Annotated in this window: 18 protein-coding genes and 1 tRNA gene; 14 read left to right on the forward strand and 5 right to left on the reverse strand. The window is 55.9% G+C overall.

The annotated features are described in order from the left end of the window. Nucleotides 1-67: 67 nt before the first annotated feature. The 9 genes from MPAL_RS03440 to leuS all read left to right on the forward strand — a co-directional run bounded on the left by MPAL_RS03440 (nucleotide 68) and on the right by leuS (nucleotide 10,694). A complete protein-coding gene (locus tag MPAL_RS03440; RefSeq protein ID WP_012617368.1) occupies nucleotides 68-520 on the forward strand; it encodes a PDDEXK family nuclease in 453 nt (150 codons plus the stop codon). 42 nt (nucleotides 521-562) lie between these two features. Continuing rightward, nucleotides 563-1,681 (forward strand): methanogenesis marker 9 domain-containing protein, encoded by a 1,119-nt coding sequence (locus tag MPAL_RS03445; RefSeq protein ID WP_012617369.1) that lies wholly within the window; start codon nucleotides 563-565, stop codon nucleotides 1,679-1,681. Further along, nucleotides 1,671-2,489: a triphosphoribosyl-dephospho-CoA synthase gene (locus MPAL_RS03450; RefSeq protein ID WP_012617370.1), complete on the forward strand. Its 819-nt coding sequence runs from the start codon at nucleotides 1,671-1,673 to the stop codon at nucleotides 2,487-2,489. The genes MPAL_RS03445 and MPAL_RS03450 overlap by 11 nt, the downstream gene beginning before the upstream one ends. Beyond that, nucleotides 2,489-3,052, forward strand: a complete 564-nt coding sequence (locus tag MPAL_RS03455; RefSeq protein WP_012617371.1) for a DUF447 domain-containing protein — start codon at nucleotides 2,489-2,491, stop codon at nucleotides 3,050-3,052. Before MPAL_RS03450 ends, MPAL_RS03455 begins: the two co-directional genes overlap by 1 nt. A gap of 255 nt (nucleotides 3,053-3,307) precedes the next feature. Further along, the gene (locus MPAL_RS03460) at nucleotides 3,308-4,663 is read left to right on the forward strand and encodes a NosD domain-containing protein (protein WP_048145143.1); all 1,356 of its coding nucleotides are present in this window, start codon (nucleotides 3,308-3,310) and stop codon (nucleotides 4,661-4,663) included. Nucleotides 4,664-4,792: 129 nt separating this feature from the next. Then, a complete protein-coding gene (locus tag MPAL_RS03465; RefSeq protein WP_012617373.1) occupies nucleotides 4,793-5,575 on the forward strand; it encodes an A24 family peptidase in 783 nt (260 codons plus the stop codon). Nucleotides 5,576-5,579: 4 nt separating this feature from the next. After that, the gene (hisI, locus tag MPAL_RS03470) at nucleotides 5,580-5,945 is read left to right on the forward strand and encodes a phosphoribosyl-AMP cyclohydrolase (protein WP_012617374.1); all 366 of its coding nucleotides are present in this window, start codon (nucleotides 5,580-5,582) and stop codon (nucleotides 5,943-5,945) included. 26 nt (nucleotides 5,946-5,971) lie between these two features. Continuing rightward, entirely contained in the window at nucleotides 5,972-7,900 is a 1,929-nt protein-coding gene (locus MPAL_RS03475; RefSeq protein WP_012617375.1) for a PINc/VapC family ATPase, read from the forward strand. Between the two features lie 13 nt (nucleotides 7,901-7,913). After that, nucleotides 7,914-10,694: a leucine--tRNA ligase gene (gene leuS, locus MPAL_RS03480; RefSeq protein ID WP_012617376.1), complete on the forward strand. Its 2,781-nt coding sequence runs from the start codon at nucleotides 7,914-7,916 to the stop codon at nucleotides 10,692-10,694. A gap of 10 nt (nucleotides 10,695-10,704) precedes the next feature. Here the strand turns inward: leuS and MPAL_RS03485 are convergent, their stop codons facing one another. Further along, entirely contained in the window at nucleotides 10,705-11,019 is a 315-nt protein-coding gene (locus MPAL_RS03485) for a DUF5611 family protein (RefSeq protein ID WP_012617377.1), read from the reverse strand. A gap of 34 nt (nucleotides 11,020-11,053) precedes the next feature. On the opposite strand from MPAL_RS03485, the gene MPAL_RS03490 reads away from it, so the two are divergent. The 4 genes from MPAL_RS03490 to MPAL_RS03505 all read left to right on the forward strand — a co-directional run bounded on the left by MPAL_RS03490 (nucleotide 11,054) and on the right by MPAL_RS03505 (nucleotide 13,625). Next, nucleotides 11,054-11,785: a proteasome assembly chaperone family protein gene (locus tag MPAL_RS03490; RefSeq protein ID WP_174255659.1), complete on the forward strand. Its 732-nt coding sequence runs from the start codon at nucleotides 11,054-11,056 to the stop codon at nucleotides 11,783-11,785. Nucleotides 11,786-11,790: 5 nt separating this feature from the next. Beyond that, the gene (locus MPAL_RS03495; RefSeq protein WP_012617379.1) at nucleotides 11,791-12,183 is read left to right on the forward strand and encodes a DUF473 domain-containing protein; all 393 of its coding nucleotides are present in this window, start codon (nucleotides 11,791-11,793) and stop codon (nucleotides 12,181-12,183) included. Between the two features lie 62 nt (nucleotides 12,184-12,245). Next, nucleotides 12,246-12,320: transfer RNA gene (locus tag MPAL_RS03500), tRNA-Arg, on the forward strand. A 189-nt stretch (nucleotides 12,321-12,509) separates the two neighbouring features. After that, on the forward strand, nucleotides 12,510-13,625 hold the full coding sequence (locus MPAL_RS03505) for a radical SAM protein (RefSeq protein ID WP_012617380.1): 1,116 nt from the start codon (nucleotides 12,510-12,512) through the stop codon (nucleotides 13,623-13,625). Between the two features lie 68 nt (nucleotides 13,626-13,693). Here MPAL_RS03505 and metG read toward each other — a convergent pair whose 3' ends face one another. Continuing rightward, nucleotides 13,694-15,685 carry a methionine--tRNA ligase gene (gene metG, locus MPAL_RS03510; RefSeq protein WP_012617381.1) on the reverse strand — a complete coding sequence of 664 codons (1,992 nt, stop codon included), beginning with the start codon at nucleotides 15,683-15,685 and terminating at the stop codon, nucleotides 13,694-13,696. A gap of 86 nt (nucleotides 15,686-15,771) precedes the next feature. On the opposite strand from metG, the gene MPAL_RS03515 reads away from it, so the two are divergent. Then, nucleotides 15,772-16,548 carry a hypothetical protein gene (locus tag MPAL_RS03515; RefSeq protein ID WP_148208118.1) on the forward strand — a complete coding sequence of 259 codons (777 nt, stop codon included), beginning with the start codon at nucleotides 15,772-15,774 and terminating at the stop codon, nucleotides 16,546-16,548. Here the strand turns inward: MPAL_RS03515 and MPAL_RS03520 are convergent. The 3 genes from MPAL_RS03520 to dnaG all read right to left on the reverse strand — a co-directional run bounded on the left by MPAL_RS03520 (nucleotide 16,517) and on the right by dnaG (nucleotide 18,845). Next, nucleotides 16,517-17,176, reverse strand: coding sequence for a HEAT repeat domain-containing protein (locus MPAL_RS03520; protein WP_236610419.1), 660 nt, complete (start codon nucleotides 17,174-17,176; stop codon nucleotides 16,517-16,519). The two genes, MPAL_RS03515 and MPAL_RS03520, sit on opposite strands and share 32 nt — an antisense overlap. A gap of 72 nt (nucleotides 17,177-17,248) precedes the next feature. Continuing rightward, on the reverse strand, nucleotides 17,249-17,533 hold the full coding sequence (locus MPAL_RS03525) for a UPF0058 family protein (RefSeq protein WP_048145145.1): 285 nt from the start codon (nucleotides 17,531-17,533) through the stop codon (nucleotides 17,249-17,251). A 58-nt stretch (nucleotides 17,534-17,591) separates the two neighbouring features. Further along, nucleotides 17,592-18,845, reverse strand: coding sequence for a DNA primase DnaG (gene dnaG / locus MPAL_RS03530; protein WP_012617385.1), 1,254 nt, complete (start codon nucleotides 18,843-18,845; stop codon nucleotides 17,592-17,594). Between the last annotated feature and the right edge of the window lie 314 nt (nucleotides 18,846-19,159).

The following is a 19,159-nucleotide window of genomic DNA, read 5'->3' on the forward strand; positions in this document are numbered from 1 at the left end:
TGTACGACATTATGATCTAAAAAATATTACCAATCCGTTTTTTTGATCAGGGACCCAATATACCTGTATGGGTGATTTTGAGCTGGAGGTGGTTCACTGCTTCAACCGGTTCTTCGCAGAGGAGGGGCTGCAGGGTTTTGCCTACCGGCTCAAGCAGCAGAAGTTCAATATGCAGTACGTGGACGTGCTGGTCGATTCGCTCGATCCGAAGTATTACCTCTCGGTGGAGTGCAAATCCTTGAAGGGGAAGAAGGTCTACTTCACCCAGCATTTCCATGCCGACAAGCACAATGTCCATCAGGTCGACGGGATCTCGGCGTTCATGAAGAAGACCGGCCGGCGTGGGTACCTGGCCGTCGAGTTCCGACCGGGGCCCGGCAAGGCGAACGAGGCCTATCTGGTCCCCTGGGAGAAAGTGGTCCGCGCATATGGGACCTGCCCGGGGATCTCTATCGATGAGTGCAGGGAGGAGATCCCGCTGCAACGGTCCAGGGAGGGATACACCCTCCTCTCCCTCTGACCCAAATAACTATCTCAATAAAAACCTAATGAATATCACCACATGAGCGAGCAGTATGAGCGATTCGAACTCCTGATCAATGATCAGGTCGTCAAGACCCCGGTGGCCCTGGCATCGATGGCCGGAATGGTCGACGGTGCCTATGCGGCCGCCCGGGCAGCCCATGTCGGTGTTGCATTTCTTGGCGGATTCTCCATCGATAAACCGACGATGGAGGCCTCAGAGAGGTTGGTTGCGCAGGGACGGGCCGAATTCATCTATCTGGACCCGGTAGAGGCACTGACAGAGGAGCTCGAACTGCTGGAAGGATCGGACCTGGTGATCGGTCTGAACCTCCGCGGGTCGACCCCAGAAGCGTTCACGCGCATCGCCGAAGCGTTTGGAACCCGGGTCATCTATGAGGTCGATGCCCACTGTCGTCAGCCGGAGATGATGGAAGCCGGCGCAGGGCAGTACCTGCTCGAACACCCGGATAAACTCGATGCGATCATCCGCGCTCTGAAGAGTGCCGGTGTCGTGGTCTCCGTGAAAATTCGCGCTGGCGTCGTCCTCGACGACCGTGTCCTGGCGAAACGGCTCTGGAAGGCCGGGGCTGATATCCTGCATGTCGACCTGATGGACTACGGCTACTCTAAACTGCGGCAGATCCGGAACTCCTGCCCGCTGATGTTGATCGCAAACAACTCCATCACCTCCTTCGATCGGATGCGCGACATGTTCACCCATGGCGCAGATCTTGTCTCGCTTGCGCGACAGGCCGATGAACGGACCCTTGCCGGTCTTGATGCCGCGATCACCCGATACGCCGATGAAGAGGGATGGTACAACTCTCCCAAACAACTCTGCAGGGGCGGGGATATCCGGGCCCTGACCTTCTGCTGCATGCCGGTCAAGGACTGCCCGCTCCTCCCTATGCTGGAGAAGATCGGAATGACTCGGGACGATTACCGGCAGTTCAAGGAGCAGGCGGTCGAGAAGACCCCTCTGAAGGAGGGGGAGCACACCTGTTTCGGGTCGCTGGCCTGGTGTTGCAAGTCGTCGTCCCCGTGTATGTTCCGGGACATGACGATCCAGCAGTTCGGTTTCACCAAGAAGGACTATATGCGCTATAAACACCGGCTCGCCGACAGGATCATGGATCGGGTCTTTCATGAGGAGTAAAGGGGCAAGCAGGGCCGACCAGGCCCAGCTCGCGATGATGCTCGAGGTCTGTGCCTCCCCCAAGCCGGGAAATGTTGACCGATGCCATGATTATCCCGACACCCGGCTGGAGCACTTTCTTGCGTCGACGCTGATGGTCAGACCTGTCCTCGAACGGGCTGAACAGCGGGCTACCGGGATCGGAACGCTGATCCGGGAGGCCGTACAGGCGACCTCCTTCCACCGCGGGGGAAACACCCATTTTGGTGCGTTCATCCTATTGATGCCGCTGATCTGCGGAGGCGACCTCGTTGGAGCAGTGAGGGAGGTCAGTACGACGACGGTCCAGGACGCGGTTGAATTCTACCGTGCGTTCGGGCTGACCGAGGTACGGGTCTGTGCTGAGGATGAACTCGATGTGCATGACCCGGCAGCCATCGAGCAGATCAGAACCCGGGAAATAACCCTTTATGACCTGATGGTCCACTCTGCAGAGAAGGACATGGTCGCCCGCGAGTGGGTGAACGGGTTCGCCCTGACCCGGCGTACCGCAGACTTCCTGCTCGCCTATGAGGATTCGCGAGCTGCGATCCCGGCGGCGTTTCTGAACCTGCTCGCCACCGAACAGGACTCCTTCATCGTCAAGAAGTTGGGACGGGCGAAGGCCGAACAGACCCGGTTGATGGCGGCTGAGGTGCTGCGTGGACAGAAGTCCGTCGAATCGCTCGATGCCTGGTGTATCGCCGAGAAGGTCAATCCCGGGTCACTCGCCGACATCATCATCGCCTCGATCTTTACCGCGCTCGGGGAGGGCTGGCAGTGGGACTGATGAGGGATGGGATCAATGAGGTGATTGCGACCATTGCGATGAACGCCGCTCCGATTGGGATCATTTCACGCGCAGGTACTCTGCAGGCAGCGCTCTTCCTGACGAGCCACACGGCTGCACTGGTCGAGCGGGATCGTCGACTTGTCGCGAACCTGACTCATGACCCAGTCCTCTATGTCCAGACGGCGTTCTCTGATCTGGCACCTGGAGCGTTCACGCAGTTCACGGTCGACGGGGTCGATATGTGCCGGCTGGCTGATGCCGAGGCTTGGACCGCCTTCTCGGTTGAGGTGGTCCGGAAGACTGGAGCGACGCTGCTGGTGCATCTGATCCCGATCGCCGAGGAGATCTGCGATATGCAGGTATATCCGGTGAACCGCGGTTTCTCCAGCGTGATCGAGGCCACCGTACATGCAACCAGATACTGTGTCAACCGGGACCCCTGGTTGAAGCAACTGATAGACCATCACTCTGCTATCGTCAGACGCTGTGGTGGTCCGCGTGAACTTGAGGCAATGACTCTGCTCGCCGATGAGATCAATCGATGCCTCTCTAAATCGTGATCGTGGGTGACTTGATCTCTCTCATCTACCTCAATGTCCTCTATTTACCGTTAATTTTTAAAAAAATCCCAAATTTTCCCGAATTTGATGAACAGGTGGGTGGGGGTAAAATAATAACACTAATATGGACGTGTAACAAATACACATGCATTGCCACTGGTTTTCTTTTGAAGTTATACCGGTGATTCTGTTATTTATGATCGAGCAAGTGCATCTGGAGTGAAGATGAAGGGAAATTTGAGAACCAGAATTACAATGAGTGTGGTGCTGGGACTGCTCGTCGCCGGGTTGTTCCTCATCTCTTCAGCATCGGCAGTCGACGTAACTGGACCGGTGGTGATCGACAGCCCTGGGACCTATGAACTGCAGAAGGATATCACCAGCACCAGCGAACCAGTCTGCATTGAGATTCGATCCTCTGATGTCAAACTTGAAGGAAACGGCCACATAATTTCGGGGAATGATGTCAGCAACTCGTGCGGTGTCCTCGTACACGGCTCGTCCGCCCTGAGCAATGTGACAGTCCGCAATATTGTGGTCAAGGACTGGTACTTCGGTGTCTACTTCTGGAACGTCAAATCGAGTTCCATCCGGAATGTTGACGCCAGAAGCGACTACTTTGGTATCTCCTTAAACCCGGGTACTGGTGTCTCGATCACAGGCAACATCCTGCGCGGCAACACCCACGGGCTTGTGCTCACCTCCTCGACTGGGACGACCATCACCGATAATCATATCTTTGGGAATGAGGGTGATGGGATCTCCATCGTCTCATCCTCAGGGAACACCATCACCAACAATGAACTGAACAATGCCAAGAATGTCGGGTTCGTCGGGTCGACCGGGTCCAACACCTGGAGTGGATCGGTGACCAGCGGCAGAAATATCATTGGGGGACCAGTTACTGGCGGAAATTACTGGGCAACGCCGGCAGGGGATGGATTCTCCCAGGTCAATGTGGATAAGGAAGAGAACGGTATCTCCACCGTTCCTTACACACTGAAGTCCGGCAATGTGGACCAGTGCCCGCTCGTGATGGAGTCAGAGGACGGTGCTGTATCGAACGTCACTGCAAAGCCGGTCACGACCAAGCCGACCACCACGGCGAATGTCTCTCCGAACACCACGTCGACCACTTCATCATCTACATTCCAGGTCCCCTATGTCGGACACATTCTCCCGTCCCAGATCGAGGCAGAGGACTATGATATGGGTGGTGAAGGGGTGGGGTACCACTACTCTGGTTCATCCAACAAGTACAGCATCTACCGTGTTGGTGGGGTGAAGATCGAGCGGAATGCCACTGAAAAGTTCTACTATGTTTCGAATCTCAAGTACGGTGACTGGTTGAAGTACACCGTGTCTGTTCCCCAGGATGGCACCTATCAACTCACCTTCCGCGCAGCGGCGGTCTCGGACAAGCAGTACGTAGTCGTCACCGATGATAACGATAAATCGGTCAGTGCCGCGGCCTGGCTCCGGCAGACCCTGAGTATGGACCGTTTCGCTACCTCTCCAGCAGTGTCGATCCATCTGACCAAGGGCACCCATGTGTTGAAGGTCTTCTCGTACGGGAACGAGAACATCGATTCCTTCACACTCTCCCGTTGAACCCCAGGGCTCTGATGTCCTGCACAATTCTCTCTTTTTGATCGCCCTGCTGATGGTATCTCCTGGTTTTCATCTCCTGCAGGAGCACTAGACATAAACCAGAATACAGACAAGCAGTATCTGCAGATCATGATGATAATCCCGCTTTTAATCGCGGCAGTGGCGATCGGGTTCACGCTGCTGTACGCTTCGGTTCTCGATATCAGAGATCGACGTGTACCGTTTAAGACCTGGTACCCGATGCTGGTCATCTCGGTTCCTGCTGCAGTTCTCTTCTATCTGACTCTGTCGGACTGGACGCTCGGTGGGCGGTACCTGATCGCAGCCCTGATCTTTTCAGGTTTCTTCTATCTCTGTGCCTCGTTCGGTCTCTTCGGCGGGGCGGATGCCTGGGCTCTGATCTTCATCTCGCTCTTGATTCCGACTTTTCCGGCCCAGCCGTTGCTTGGTTATACCGCGACTGGCTTCTTCCCGTTCACCGTGCTGGTCAATTCGTTGATCTTCGCTCTGATCGCTCCGGTCGGGATCTTTCTCATCAACCGGATCAGGGGGAACAGGGGTCCGCTCATCTGTCAGTTCATGGGATTCCCGGTCAACAGTGCAGATCTGACCCGGACCTATGGATTTGTGATGGAGGAGTTCTCACTTGAGGGCGGTGCCCTGCAGCGCCGGTATTTCGGGTTCTTTGAGACGCTGAAGATGATGCTCGGGGGCAGACAGCGGGTCTACACCCGGAACCTTCGTCTTCACCCGGGGGATTATGTCGAGGAGACGCGGCTCTATCGAAAGGCTGGCACTGTCTGGATCTCGTATGCAGTTCCGTTCATCGTGCCGATCACGGCAGGGCTGTTGATGTCTCTGACCGTGGGGGATCCTATCTACTGGTTGTTAGCGCGGATGATAGCAGGATGAGCGTATGAATCCTCACTTCAATGAAGATGGACTGGTCCCGGTGGTTGTCCAGGACCAGAAGACACGGGATGTGTTGATGGTTGCTTATGCGAATGACGAGGCGGTCAGTCTCACCAGGGAGACCGGGTTCGCTCACTACTTCAGCAGGAGCAGGCAGAAGATCTGGAAAAAAGGGGAAGAAAGTGGTCATCTGCAGCATGTAAACCGGATTCTGGTGGACTGTGACGAGGATTGTCTCCTCTATCTGGTCGACCAGGAAGGGGCAGCCTGCCACATGGGATACCGATCCTGTTTTTTCAGAACTATCGATGGTGAACACGTCTTGTCGAAGGTCTTCAATCCAGACAAGGTATATGCTAATAAAGAATAATATCCTCTAAATTATGGTGATTTTTTATGAAACTGGTGCCCGATACGAGCGTCGTTATTGATGGACGCATCACATCTATGATAAAAAAGGGAGAATATGCCGGCGCTACAATAATAATACCCGAAGCGGTGGTGGCTGAACTTGAGTCGCAGGCGAATCAGGGACGAGAGATCGGGTTCAGTGGATTGACTGAACTCCAGCAACTCTGCAAAATGGCAGAGCAGAAATTGATAGAAATACAGTTCGTGGGTGTCAGGCCGACGCTCGAACAGGTGAAACTGGCCAGTGGTGGAGAGATTGATGCAATGATCCGAAACGTGGCAATAGAACATAACGCAAAGTTCATCACCAGTGACAGTGTGCAGTCTGAAGTGGCCAGGGCCAAGGGGCTTGATGTTCAATATATGAAACCGCAGATCGGCGACTTCACCCCCCTCGGCATCGACCAGTACTTCGATGAACAGACACTGGCAGTCTACCTCAAGGAACGAGTCCCCCCCTATGCTAGGAAGGGATCGATCACCGAAAAGCGGCTCGTCCGGATCAGGGATCAGCCATCCAGCGAGTATGAACTGATCGGACTGGCACGAGAGATCCTTGAGCGTGCAAAGCGGGATCCAGATGGATTTGTGGAATCTGAAGGACGCGGGATCACGGTCGTGCAGATTGGTTCGATGCGGATTGCCATCGCTCGCCGCCCCTTCTCAGATGGGATGGAGATCACGGCGGTCCGTCCTGTAGTCGATATATCGCTGGAGAATTATCGGAAGGCACACCTTGTAAAGAACAGGCTGGCCGATGAGAAACGGGGTGTACTACTGGCTGGGGAACCCGGAGCAGGCAAGACTACGTTGGTTCAGAACATCGCCATTCACCTCTCTGATCGGGGATCCGTAGTCAAGACGATGGAGGCCCCACGGGATATGCAGGTGCCTGACCTGATCACTCAGTACACAGCCCTGGATGGCAGTATGGAGAAGACAGCCGAGATGCTGTTGCTGCTCAGGCCTGATTATGTGATCTATGACGAACTTCGGAAACATGAGGACTTTCGAATCTTCTCAGACATGCGGTTGACCGGGGTCGGGATGATCGGTGTACTCCATGCGGAGAACGTCCACGCCGCCCTGCAGCGATTTTCGGACCGGGTGGACTTTGGTGTTCTTTCACAGGTAGTGAACTCGATCATCTTTGTCAGTGACGGGGATATCAGTAGCATCTATGACCTGAGTTTCGGGCTGAAGGTTCCTGCCTCGATGCCGGCGGAGACCCGGCATCTACCGGTGATCACGGTCACCGACGCTGAGACTGGTGGGCTGGTGCTCGAGATCTTCAGGACAGAAGGTGAGACGGTCATCATGCCGGTAAACCTCGGTGTTACCCCACAAAAGGAGACGGTCCCCGAACTGGTGGGTCCTCTGGAACCAGTAGAGGAACCTGTGCTCGAAGAGGCGGAGATCGAGCCGGAGACCTATGAGGAGAAGCCGGCTTGGCGGATGGTCGCCAAGGATATCCAGCGCGAGATCGGCAGGTACACCGACGGTTCGGTTGAAGTGAAGATGATCAGCGACAGTAAGGCCGTCGTGTACATCGAGGACAAGGACGTTCCTGCGGCGATTGGAAAGGGTGGAAAGAATGTCGCCTCCATTGTGAACAAGGTCGGTGTCGGGATCGATATCCGGCCCCTGACTGAACTGGAGGTGGCACGTCCGGTGGTGGAAGAGGTTCTCCCTGTTGAGGGAGGGATCCGGATCCGGACGGATAGAAAGCACCTCTCGATCATCTCGTCTGAGCAGAGCGGGAAGATCGTCGATGTCTTTGCCGGCAAGGAGTATCTCTTCACAGCGACCGTCAGCGAAGCCGGAGAGATCCACCTGGCCAAGAGCAGCACGATCGCACAGGAGATGCTGAAACGGTACACGAATGGAGAGATGATACGGATGAGGCCGGTATAACGAGGCGGTATGAATGAACGGATTTGATATGAACAAACTGGAGAGCGAATGCAGGGAACGGTGGGGGACCCTCTTTGAGGCGAACCCCTCTGATAAGGAGAAGTTCTATATCACGGTCGCTTACCCGTATCCGAGCGGTGCCATGCATGTGGGGCATGGCCGGACCTATATGGTCCCGGATGTGATCGCCCGGTTCTGGCGGATGCGGGGAAAGCAGGTACTCTACCCGATGGCGTTCCATGTGACCGGCGCCCCGGTGATTGGGATCTCCAAGCGGATCGCTCGCGGGGACGAGGCGGCTATTCATCTGTATCGCGACCTGTATCGGGTGCCGCAGCAGGTACTGGACCAGTTCACCGACCCGCTCGCCATCGTCAACCACTTCAGCAACGAGTACGAGCGGGTGATGCGGATGTGCGGCCTCTCGATCGACTGGCGGCGGCGGTTCACAACGGTCGACCCGACGTACAGCAAGTTTGTCGAGTGGCAGTTCTCCCATCTTTACAACGACGGTCATGTGGCCAAGGGTGCCCACCCGGTCAGGTACTGCCCGCAGGACGACAATCCGGTTGGCGACCACGACCTGCTTGAAGGAGAAAAGGCCGAGGTGATCAAGTTCACGCTGGTGATGTACCAGAGCGAGGAGGGACTGATCCCGACAGCCACCCTGCGTCCCGAGACGATCTATGGGGTCACGAACCTCTGGGTCAACCCGACGGTCACCTATGTGAAGGCAGAGGTGGATGGGGTCGTCTGGATCGTCAGCCGTGAGGCAGCGGACAAGCTCGCGATGCAGGATCACGCCGTAAAGGTGATCGGAGAGATCCCGGGCAGTGCCCTGGTCGACCAGATGGTCACCCATCCGCTTGCAGGTCAGGTCAGAATCCTGCCAGCTGATTTCGTCGACCCGGATATGGCGACCGGTATCGTGATGAGCGTCCCGGCCCATGCCCCGTTCGACTATATTGCGCTCCGCGACCTGCAGCAGCAGGGGCAGTACACCGATATCGTTCCGGTGCCGCTGATCACGGTCGAGGGCTACGGCAAGGTTCCGGCGAAGGACGCCGTTGAGCGTGCCAATATCACCAACCAACATGACGTCCGGATGGAGGCGCTGACCCAGGAGGTCTACTCAGCAGAGTTCGCAAAGGGGAAACTGTATCCTGAGTATGGGGGCGCCCCTGTGCGGGTGGCACGGGATACCGTCGCCGATCTGATGCTCGCCGAGTACGGTTCAGCCGTGATGTACGAGTTCGACCACCGACCGGTGATCTGCCGGTGCGGCAGCCGGGTCTATGTGAAGATCCTCCACGACCAGTGGTTCCTGAAGTACAGCGACCCGGTCTGGAAGGAGCAGGTCCATGAACACCTGCCACGGATCAAACTGGTCCCGACCGAGGTCCGTGCCGAGTTCGAGCGGACCGTGGACTGGTTGAAGGACTGGGCCTGCACTCGCAGGGTCGGGCTCGGGACGAAAGTTCCTTGGGATCCGACCTGGCTCTTTGAGCCGCTCAGCGACTCCACGATCTACATGGCCTACTATACGATCGCGCACAGGATCCGGGAGATCGATCCGGCGCTGCTGACGCCGGCGGTCTTTGACTACATCTTCCTTGGGACCGAGTCTCCCGACCTGCCGATCAGGGAGCAGCTGGATGCGCTCAGAGCAGAATTCATGTACTGGTATCCGTATGACTTCCGGTTCTCAGCGAAGGACCTGATCTCCAATCACCTGACCTTCCAGGTCTTCCATCATGTCGCGATCTTCCCAGAGCAGTATCAGCCCAAGGGGATCGTCGTCTTTGGGATGGGATTGCTGAACGGAGCCAAGATGTCCTCCAGCAAGGGGAACGTCTTCCTCCTCGAGGACGCGGTCCAGGAGTTCGGGGCCGATACGGTCAGAATGTTCCTGATGGGCAGTGCAGAGCCCTGGCAGGACTTTGACTGGCGGAACGAACTGGTCGCCTCAACCAGGAAACAGATCGAGCGGTTCTATGCGACCGTCACCGAAGGGATGACCGTCACCGGGGATCAGACCCCCATCGACGCCTGGCTGATCAGCCGGCTCCAACGGCATATTCAGAAGACCACCGATGCCCTCGAACTCTTCCAGACCCGCCAGGCGCTTCAGGAGTCGTTCTTTGCCATCGAAGCCGACCTGAAGTGGTACTGGCGCCGGGTGCCCGCAGGATCGGCCTGTAACGCTGCCATCCGGGAACTCTGCCAGGTCTGGGTCAGGCTGCTCGCCCCGTTCATTCCATTCACCTGCGAGGCCCTCTGGCACCAGATGGGAGAGGAGGGCTTCGTCTCTGTGGCACCCTGGCCGGTCCCCCAGCAGGAGAAGATCCTGCCGTCGGTCGAGCTGGCCGAGGAGTTGCTCGCCCGAACCGTCGAGGATATCGAGTCGATCATGAAGTTGATCCAGATCACTCCGTCGTCGATCGAGATCGCGGTCGCCCCTGCATGGAAGCAGCAGGTCTTCGCGCTCATCGCCAGTTCATCAGACCGGAAGGCCGGGGTGGGTGAGGTCATGAAGAACGAGGAGATGCGTGCCAGGGGGAAGGCCGCAGCCGAGACGGCTAAACAGTGCATCACCCTGGTCCATCGGCTCCCGCCGCAGCTGATCGAACAGTTGCTCACTGAGGCTCCTGACGAGCTGGCACTCTTCTATGCCGCACAGGGATTCCTTGAAGAGAGTTTTGGAATTCCCGTGAAGATCGTCGGGGCAGAAGAGAGTGTTCACACAAAGGCAGGATCGGCCCTGCCCTTCAAACCAGCGATAATTATTGAGTGATATCTTTAGTTCACTCAATCTTCTTCGCTTTTTTGACCCGCTCTTTTGACGTGAATCCGGTGACTGCCTGCAGATAGGTATTCCGTCTCCTGATCGTATCGAGGATCAACTGATCGTCATCGATCGAAGGGTCCGCCTCGATGTCGACGACGATACTCTTCCCGGCAGAACCCAGCGAGACATCGAACCGCTTCAGGGCCCCGAAGGTGATCGTGTAATGCCCGTCCGCCTCGACAGGCTCAACGTTGAAGCATTCGACCAGCTGCTGGACCATATTTTTATCGAGTTCTTTAGTAAATCCACGTTTAATCTGGAATTCTTCCATAATACTTTTTAGGAAGATGCACTATGTTAAACTAATGTCACCAGAAGCCTTGTATGATATCAGAATTATCTCAGAGCCCATCTCCGGGGACGGGGCCACAATTCTGATGGGGTTCCCCGGGAGCGGCCTTGTTGGTTCAATCGCCCTTCAGTATCTGGTCGATCAGAAGGAGTTCAAACAGATCGGGACGATGACCAGCAAATACTTCCCCCCGTTTGCGATGATGGCGAAGGGTTTGATCAATGTGCCGGTCAGGATCTATCAGAAGGATGCGATCGTCGCTATCGTTGCCGATATTCCGATCCATCCGATGATCTGTTACGAAGTCGCCAACGGACTGGTGGACTGGCTGATGCCTTTCCACATCAAGGAGGTGGTGGCCCTGGCAGGGGTTGTCACCACGGACGATCAGAAGAGGGTCTTTGGGATTGCGACCACCGAGGAACTGCTCGAGCGGATCAAGGATGTGACCGAGTTTCTGCCAGTGGGTTCGATCTCCGGGATCGCCAGCAGTCTGATGACCGAGTGCAAGATCCGCGGCATCCCGGCGATCGGTCTGCTGGGTGAGACCGTCAACGCCCCCGACCCTCGAGCAGCCGTTGCCTCTCTTGAGGTGTTGAACCACATGTACAACCTTGAGGTGGACATCCAGCCGCTGCTAGAACAGGCCGATGAGATCGAGGCGACGATGCATAAACTCGCCGAAGAGGTTCAATCCTCTGCTGAAGGGCCTCAGAAGAGAGAAAATCTACCGATGTACGGGTGATCTGGATGAAGTGTGCTGCATTAACCGGAATATCTGCTGAGGTTATCAAAGAACTGAAGCGCGGACGTCCACGCACCCTTGAGGTTCAGAGTGCGCACAATGTGATCACCGTCTCCGGGGTCGACCCGGGAAGCCATCTCTTCATGACCGATGTGGATCGCGATGACCTTGCTATCGGTGATAACGGGATCATTGTCGATGTACTCTCGATCGGGATCACGATGAAGCGGATCATCGAGTTCTCCTATGGTTCTCACTTCGAGGAGCGCGAACGGATGGCGGCCAGAATTCAGGTCCGGTACTGCGCGAACTCGTCGGTGAAGGAGGTCTCGCCGCTGGAGACGATCCAGCCTACCACAGTAGAAGTCTTAAAAGTCACCTGCTGCCATGCCGGATGAGGAAGTCCTCTTCCTCTCTTCGACGGATTAATAAACCGGGACTGCTAATATCAATTATCACGGGGCTTGTGGCTTAGCCAGGACATAGCGCCGGGCTTCTAACCCGGATGTCGGGGGTTCGAATCCCTCCAGGCCCGTCTTCTTTCTTGTTTTTTCCAGAGATCGCTCTTCCTGTTCAGTGGGATTGTTCTTCCGGGTACCTTCTCTAAGGGTGATTTGGAACTGATATGTCCTGGAGATTGCTGCATATAAACAGAGGATCTCATGGATTAGGAATAACAACGGTTTTCACTACAGACTCAATAAAATAACATGAGACGTTTTTCATGAATCCTGTCGCAGGTTCTGGCCCAGAGGAAGATGCCAAGACAGCCGGAGGCTATCGAGATCTGTTCGATGGGACGATCACTGAAACTCTCAACCAGGCGCTGCGGATCATTCGGGATGACCCAACCCTCTTGATCGCCGGCACCAACCTGTTCCGATATCAGAAAAAAGGTGCGCTCCTCCGCAGAAAGAACGAGAGAAAAGGGCTTCTTGTTCCACCAGTGATGATCGTGAGTGTCACCTCGCGATGTAATCTGACCTGTGCAGGCTGCTATATGAGACAACGGCAGAATTCGGCTGTACCGGAGATGACCCCTGAGGTCCTCCGATCGGTTGTCTTTGAGGCGGCGGATCTTGGCGTATCGGTCATCGTCCTCGCCGGTGGGGAGCCGCTGATGCGAAGAGCAGAGATCGTCGATCTCGCCCGATCGTTGCCGCAGATCCTCTTCCCGGTCTTCACTAATGGTCTACTGATCGAGGAAGAGACGGCTGCTTCGCTGGCAGCCCAGAAAAACATCGTCCCGGTCATCAGTATCGAGGGCTTCCGCCAGGAGACGGACTGTCGACGAGGTCCTGGGGTCTATGATCGTCTGCTCTCAACCTGCTCGATCCTGAAGTCCAGAAGAGGCTTCACCGGCTGTTCGGTCACCGTGACCAGCAGTACTATCGATCAGGTACTTGATGAACGGTTCATCGAATTTTTGCTCGATGCAGGTATCAGAGCCTTTGTATTTGTCGAATATGTTCCGATCGAATCCGGCACCAGGAATCTTGTATTGACTCCTGATCAGCGGAAGAGACTGAACACTGCCATCCAGTTGTTTTCAGAAAAATATCCGGCACTCTTCATTGAATTCCCCGGCGATGAGGATGTCTATGGGGGATGTCTTGCTGCAGGCAGAGGTTTTGTACATGTCAGCCCGTCCGGGGATCTCGAACCCTGCCCGGCATCCCCCTTTTCGGATGCCAATCTTGCAACTGTTTCGCTAAAGGAAGGTCTGCGATCGAACTTTCTGCAGAAGATCCGTGAGAACCACTCCAGACTGATTGAGACCGATGGGGGCTGTGCTCTCTGGACAAATCAGGAATGGGTGAAGGGATTGATGGAGAAATAGGGAAAACAGTTCTCTGGTGTTCGGTCCCCAAAGGAAAAAAAGGTTTTTTTAGAGATGAGTGGAAGAGTTTACCGGATCGGTGTCCCCGGCTCGACCGCCTGGTTGGGGGTCAGCAGGGCTGCATTATCGCCGGCCGCCAGGATCATACCCCTGCTCTCGACGCCGAAGATCGTGACTGGTTGCAGGTTTGCTATCACAACGACACTGGACCCGACCAGGTGCTCGGGATCGTAGAACTTGGCGATCCCGCTGACGATCTGCCGTCTCTCTGATCCGAGGTCCACGATCAACTTCAGCAGTTTTGAGGATTTTGGGATCTTCTCTGCCGATATGACCGTCCCGACAATCAATTTCATCTTTCCAAACTCATCGATGGAGATCAGTTCCTCGGTGGGTTGACCTCGCTTCTCTGCTTCTTCCACTCTCATCATCAGTGTCTTCTCCAGTGTCGCCACCTCTTTCTCCTCCATCCGTGCGAAGAGGGTGGTGGGGGGGGCGAGTTCGCCGGCTGTCAGAGGCTCTGTTGCCTCGGATGTTCGGTGGTCCCGGACCTGGTCCGTCTCTCCCAGCATCATCCAGATCTTCGACGCCGTCTCGGGCATCGTCGGGTCGATCAGCAGGGCCAGGGCCCTGACCAGTTGCAGACAGTTCCGGATCACCTGAACCGCGGCCGGCCGATCGGTCTTGATCAGTTTCCAGGGGGCCGCGGTCTGAATGTAGTTGTTACCGAAGGCCGCGAGAGTCATCACGGCGTCGACGGCGTTCTTGAACTCGAATGCATCCATGGCAGTGTCGACTGCCGCGATCGTTTCGTCGATCCGCTGCAGGATCTCCTGGTCTGCGTCCAGGTCGGGGATCCCGATCCCCTGGGCATGCGCAAAGTGCAGGGTCCGGTGGACGAAGTTTCCGAAGGTGTTCACCAGTTCGTTGTTGACCCGATCGGCGAAGGCCTGCCACGAGAAGTTCAGTTCCTTGGTGTGGCTGGTGTAGGCGAGCAGGTAATACCGGAGGTAATCGGCCGGCAGACCGAGGTCCAGGTAGTCATCGTTGGTCCAGACCACGTATCCCCGTGACTTGGAGAACTTGTGGTCGTCGATCTTCAGCATCCCGCTCGCCACGATTGCAGATGGCACGCCATATCCGGCACCCTTCAGCAGGGCCGGCCAGAAGATGCAGTGGTGATAGGTGATGTCGCCGCCGATGAAGTGGGTGATCTCCCCGTCTCCACACCAGAACTCGCGCCAGTCGCGCCCATGGGCGGCCGCCCACTCCTCGGTGAAGGCGATGTACCCGACCGGGGCGTCCACCCAGACGTAGACGACGAGGTCGTCCCGTCCAGGGAACTTGACACCCCAGTCCAGCGTTCTGGTGATGCACCAGTCATGCAGGTCGTCATTGACCCAGCCCAGTGCGTAGTTTTTTGCGTTGTCGGTACCCCTGACCCCTTTCAGAAACGTGCCCAGGAACTCTTTAAACGCGCTCAGTTTAAAGAAAAAATGCTCCTGACTCCGCAGTTCTGCTCTGGTCCCGCAGACCTTGCAGACCGGGTCTCTGATCTCACCCGGTTCGAGGTGCTTGCCGCACCCCTGGTCGCACTCGTCGCCGCGTGCTACAGCCCCGCAGTGCGGACAGATCCCCTCCACATACCGGTCCGGGAGGAACCTGCTGCAGGTGGTACAGTAACTCTGGCTGACCGTCGCCGAGTAGATGTATCCCTTATCGATCAGTCTCTGCATCATCTCCCTGGTCCGGTGATGGTTCGCCTTGCCATCGGTCATTCCGAACCGGTCGAATCGGATTCCCATCTTGATGAACGTCTCTTCAAAGTGATGATGATACTTCAGGGAGAGCTCCTTTGGTGTGACCCCCTGCTCTTCGGCACTGACGACGATCGGAGTGCCGTGGTTGTCTGAACCGCAGACAAAGACCACCTCTTCTCCACGGTGGCGGAGGTACCGGACATACATATCCCCGGGCACATAGGTCCGGAGGTGGCCCAGGTGGCAGGGTCCGTTGGTGTACGGCAGTCCACAGGTCACCAGTATGGGTCCTTTACTCATGATACACTATTAGTGGATGATGGCATAAATAGGTACAATATATGGCAGGAATGGTGCGAATACAGACGAGATCGCTGGGTTCTGAGGTGGAGACCCCTGACCTTGCCACGCTCTCGACCTGGGTGTCAGAGCGGCCGGTCGGGAGGGAGGCTGATCTGATCACCTATAAACTCGAATCCTCGTTGCGGCCTCAGATCCTGGCCGGGATCGATCACCCCTCGGCAGGTGGCCGTTTTTATGCAGAACGGGTCCTCTCTTCGTTAAAAGGAATCACCGACAGGGTGGTTCAGGAGGAGGTGTACGCGGATCCTGCAGAGGTCCGCATGGATGCAACCATCATCACCGGGTTGTACCGGGGTGGCTGGTGCGCCCTTCCCGGTTTATCTGAATTGGGACTGACCGATCCCGACCACTGCTACCGGGACGATGATGAGTTCGTGGAAGCACTGACCGGGGTCTACCGGGAACTGATGCGGGCGATGCGGGACGCCGGGGTGGGCGGTCACTTGGTTCACTGCGGCAGAGATCTGACCGAGTCCGAGGCTGACGGCCTGGCCGGGGGAAAGACCCTCCTCTTCATCGAACACCCCGACCCTGCAGCCCTCCGCCTCCTCCTCGAACACCAGCCTGTGATCGCGATCCCGCCTGCAGATCTGCCGGTTCTGGTCGATCTGATGGAGGAGTTTACAGTACGTCAGGTGATCCTGATAGACCCATCATCTGCCGACCTGACCCGTGCCCTCGGGGAGATGGATGCCGACCACCTGGCATCGGGCGGGTACTGCAGCAGCGGGGACTGCGAAGGCTACTGGAAGGAACGGATTGCGCAGTCTACTGTCCCTGCCCATCCCCGACCGTCCTGATCGCCCCGGCGATCGCGGTTTTGACAGCTGGGTCGGTCTCCCTCTCTGCTGCTCGGTGCAGTGCCGTTCTGGCCTGTTCGTCCCCTCTTCCAACCGCCCCAAGTGCGGTTGCTGCGGACCGCCTGACAAACTCGTTGTTGTCGGAGAGGGCATGGATCAATGAACTGATCTCTTCTGGCCCTCCGATTCTGCCGAGCCCCTTTGCTGCCATGTATCGAACATGATCCTTTTCATCAGAGAGCAGGTGAACCAGTGGCCTGACAGCCCGTGGATCTCCGATCAATCCCAGTGCCTCAACTGCCCTGTACCGGATCACCCAGTGATGGTCGGAGAGAAGGTCCAGCAACGGATCGACCGCCGGGGTACCGAGGTTTACAAGCGCCTGCATGGCCAGGTTCCGAACCCCCTTCTCGGGATCGTGCAGGGCTTGAAGCAGGTTCGGCAACGCCCGCTCTTCCCCAGTTCCTCCGAGCAGGTGGGCTGCGTACTGCCGGATATGAGGGTCAGGGCTGTTCTCCAGGGACCCGGCCAATCCAAGATAACCATCCTGTATCAGTTTCTCTTCATCAATGTTTCTCTTCTGCGGGTCGGTCATTGTCGACTCCCCCTGGTGGTGGGAGAGTTCCATCTGACGTGTACATGCATACTACAGATCTGGAGGTGAGCAGGAAAAAGGGATCTGTTCAACGAATTCGTTCAACTAATGTTGACATTCAATCTCTTTGAGCGTCCTATCTGCCAGTTCCTTCATGCGTGCGGAGATCCTGCCTGATGCGGAGAACTCAACGAACTTCATCGCATTGGCCAGTTCGGAGCCGAGGACAAAAATAGCATATTTGTGTTCCAGTTTACTCCTCTGCACATGTTTCGGTGTTATTTTCAGGGCATAATACTGGGTGAACATCAGTTCAGGGCTATTCTCTTCAAAATAGTTCTTGATCTCAGTGAGCATTTGATGGAGCATGATTAGTTCGTCCTTGTGAATAGTCCCACCTCTTCAGAACAAAATAGTAAGTTTTATTATATATACCTGTTCCGCCTGCTCACTGGGCGATTTTCATCAGTCGAATCGAGAGCGGACGTTTGATAATTCCATTAAAATCGCGTGCAGCAACGAATTCAACCCCTTTTCCCACCAGGCGGTCGAGCAGTTTCTGATCCACTACCCGATCGATTACCAGGCCGGACACCTCGGTGGTCATCTGATCGATAGCCATTTCGACATCGTCAGCTCTGGTCTCGTTCAGGATTGTAAACTCGGGTGAGAGAAATCGTGCGATCAGGTGCCCGCTTACCCGCTCCATGTGATCATGCAGGGTAACTGGAGGAGCTGGCTCTGATATAGGTTCAAAAGAGGTGGGTGTGGATTCGTTTTCATTCTCCACATTCTCCTTCTTTATTGAGTTCTGCTCGCTAGCCCCGGGCTTTTGAGGTCGGAGATCCTGTGTCCGCTTCTCCCCCGGCACATCCCCGTAGAACTGATCCCTGACATACTCCACTGGGACCTTGTTCCGAAGGGCTTTGATGATCTCTTTACGCGCCATATCCTCGACGCTCTTTCCCCGTGGGGAGAAGGCGACGTAGTCGATGTCTGCGACCTGGAGCAGTTCCCGGAGGATCAATTCTCCGCCCCGATCCCCGTCGAGGAAAGCCGTCGCGGTCTTCTTATCGGCGAGGTCGACGATCTGAGCGGGGACGTTGGTCCCTTCGACGGCGACCGCATTCTTGATTCCATACTTGAGCAGGTTGATCACATCAGCCCTGCCTTCGACGATGATGATGGCGTCGGAGTCCATCACATTCGGCCCTGCAGGGATCTTCTCATCCCCGAGTGAACCGATCTTCTCGACTCTGATCGCCTCCCGCACCTCATCGAGCAGTTCATAACTGTCGATGCTGCCGTCCTCGAAGTGATCGAGCAGCAGTTCTTTGGCACGATCGACAATCTTTCTCCGCTTGGTGACCCGGATGTCTTCGATCCCCTCAACCACCACATGGGCGACACAGGGACCGACCCGGTCGATTGTCTCAAGTGAAGCAGCCAGTATCGCGGTTTCAGCACGATCAAGGGAGGAGGAGATCAGAATGTCTCCTTTCGTCTCCCCCCTTTTGCTGCTGATCTGGACATCAATCCTTCCAACCCGTCCCGTTCTCTGAAGATCACGCAGATCGAGGTCTTCGCCGAGCAACCCTTCAGTCTGGCCAAATATGGCCCCAACTACATCGGGTTTCTCGACCACCCCCTCTGCCTGAAGATTAAGGTGAATAAGGTACTTGGTAGTATCTGGTGAATACAAGGCATAACACCCCCATGCATCTTGCTTTTGAATAATCGCTTGATCATAGGTACACTAATATTTATAATGTGACATTACTTAAAGGAGACACCTGTGCAAGGAAATTGAGGATCTATGCGGATCAACGGGCAATTTACGCCCTTTTGAAAAACGGCAGATCTGCCCCCGATCCCTCAGTTTTCCCCCAGAGGTTGGGGGTGTCGGTCTCTCCATCTCGGTGGTTTTTTTGCGGGATCGCCCGGGTTGTGATCCGCGCTTGTTTATGATCATATTACCTTCAGATCAGCTCTGACGTCAGCATGGCCCGGCATAGA

This window comes from Methanosphaerula palustris E1-9c (genome assembly GCF_000021965.1).
In the GTDB taxonomy this organism is placed as follows: domain Archaea; phylum Halobacteriota; class Methanomicrobia; order Methanomicrobiales; family Methanospirillaceae; genus Methanosphaerula; species Methanosphaerula palustris.

Bases quoted from the DNA above. Each gene is read 5' to 3' on its own strand.
- MPAL_RS03440 (WP_012617368.1), top strand. From the start codon at position 68: ATGGGTGATTTTGAGCTGGAGGTGGTTCACTGCTTCAACCGGTTCTTC.
- MPAL_RS03445 (WP_012617369.1), top strand. From the start codon at position 563: ATGAGCGAGCAGTATGAGCGATTCGAACTCCTGATCAATGATCAGGTC.
- MPAL_RS03450 (WP_012617370.1), top strand. From the start codon at position 1,671: ATGAGGAGTAAAGGGGCAAGCAGGGCCGACCAGGCCCAGCTCGCGATG.
- MPAL_RS03455 (WP_012617371.1), top strand. From the start codon at position 2,489: ATGAGGGATGGGATCAATGAGGTGATTGCGACCATTGCGATGAACGCC.
- MPAL_RS03460 (WP_048145143.1), top strand. From the start codon at position 3,308: ATGAGTGTGGTGCTGGGACTGCTCGTCGCCGGGTTGTTCCTCATCTCT.
- MPAL_RS03465 (WP_012617373.1), top strand. From the start codon at position 4,793: ATGATGATAATCCCGCTTTTAATCGCGGCAGTGGCGATCGGGTTCACG.
- hisI (WP_012617374.1), top strand. From the start codon at position 5,580: ATGAATCCTCACTTCAATGAAGATGGACTGGTCCCGGTGGTTGTCCAG.
- MPAL_RS03475 (WP_012617375.1), top strand. From the start codon at position 5,972: ATGAAACTGGTGCCCGATACGAGCGTCGTTATTGATGGACGCATCACA.
- leuS (WP_012617376.1), top strand. From the start codon at position 7,914: ATGAACGGATTTGATATGAACAAACTGGAGAGCGAATGCAGGGAACGG.
- MPAL_RS03485 (WP_012617377.1), bottom strand. From the start codon at position 11,019: ATGGAAGAATTCCAGATTAAACGTGGATTTACTAAAGAACTCGATAAA.
- MPAL_RS03490 (WP_174255659.1), top strand. From the start codon at position 11,054: ATGTCACCAGAAGCCTTGTATGATATCAGAATTATCTCAGAGCCCATC.
- MPAL_RS03495 (WP_012617379.1), top strand. From the start codon at position 11,791: ATGAAGTGTGCTGCATTAACCGGAATATCTGCTGAGGTTATCAAAGAA.
- MPAL_RS03505 (WP_012617380.1), top strand. From the start codon at position 12,510: ATGAATCCTGTCGCAGGTTCTGGCCCAGAGGAAGATGCCAAGACAGCC.
- metG (WP_012617381.1), bottom strand. From the start codon at position 15,685: ATGAGTAAAGGACCCATACTGGTGACCTGTGGACTGCCGTACACCAAC.
- MPAL_RS03520 (WP_236610419.1), bottom strand. From the start codon at position 17,176: ATGGAACTCTCCCACCACCAGGGGGAGTCGACAATGACCGACCCGCAG.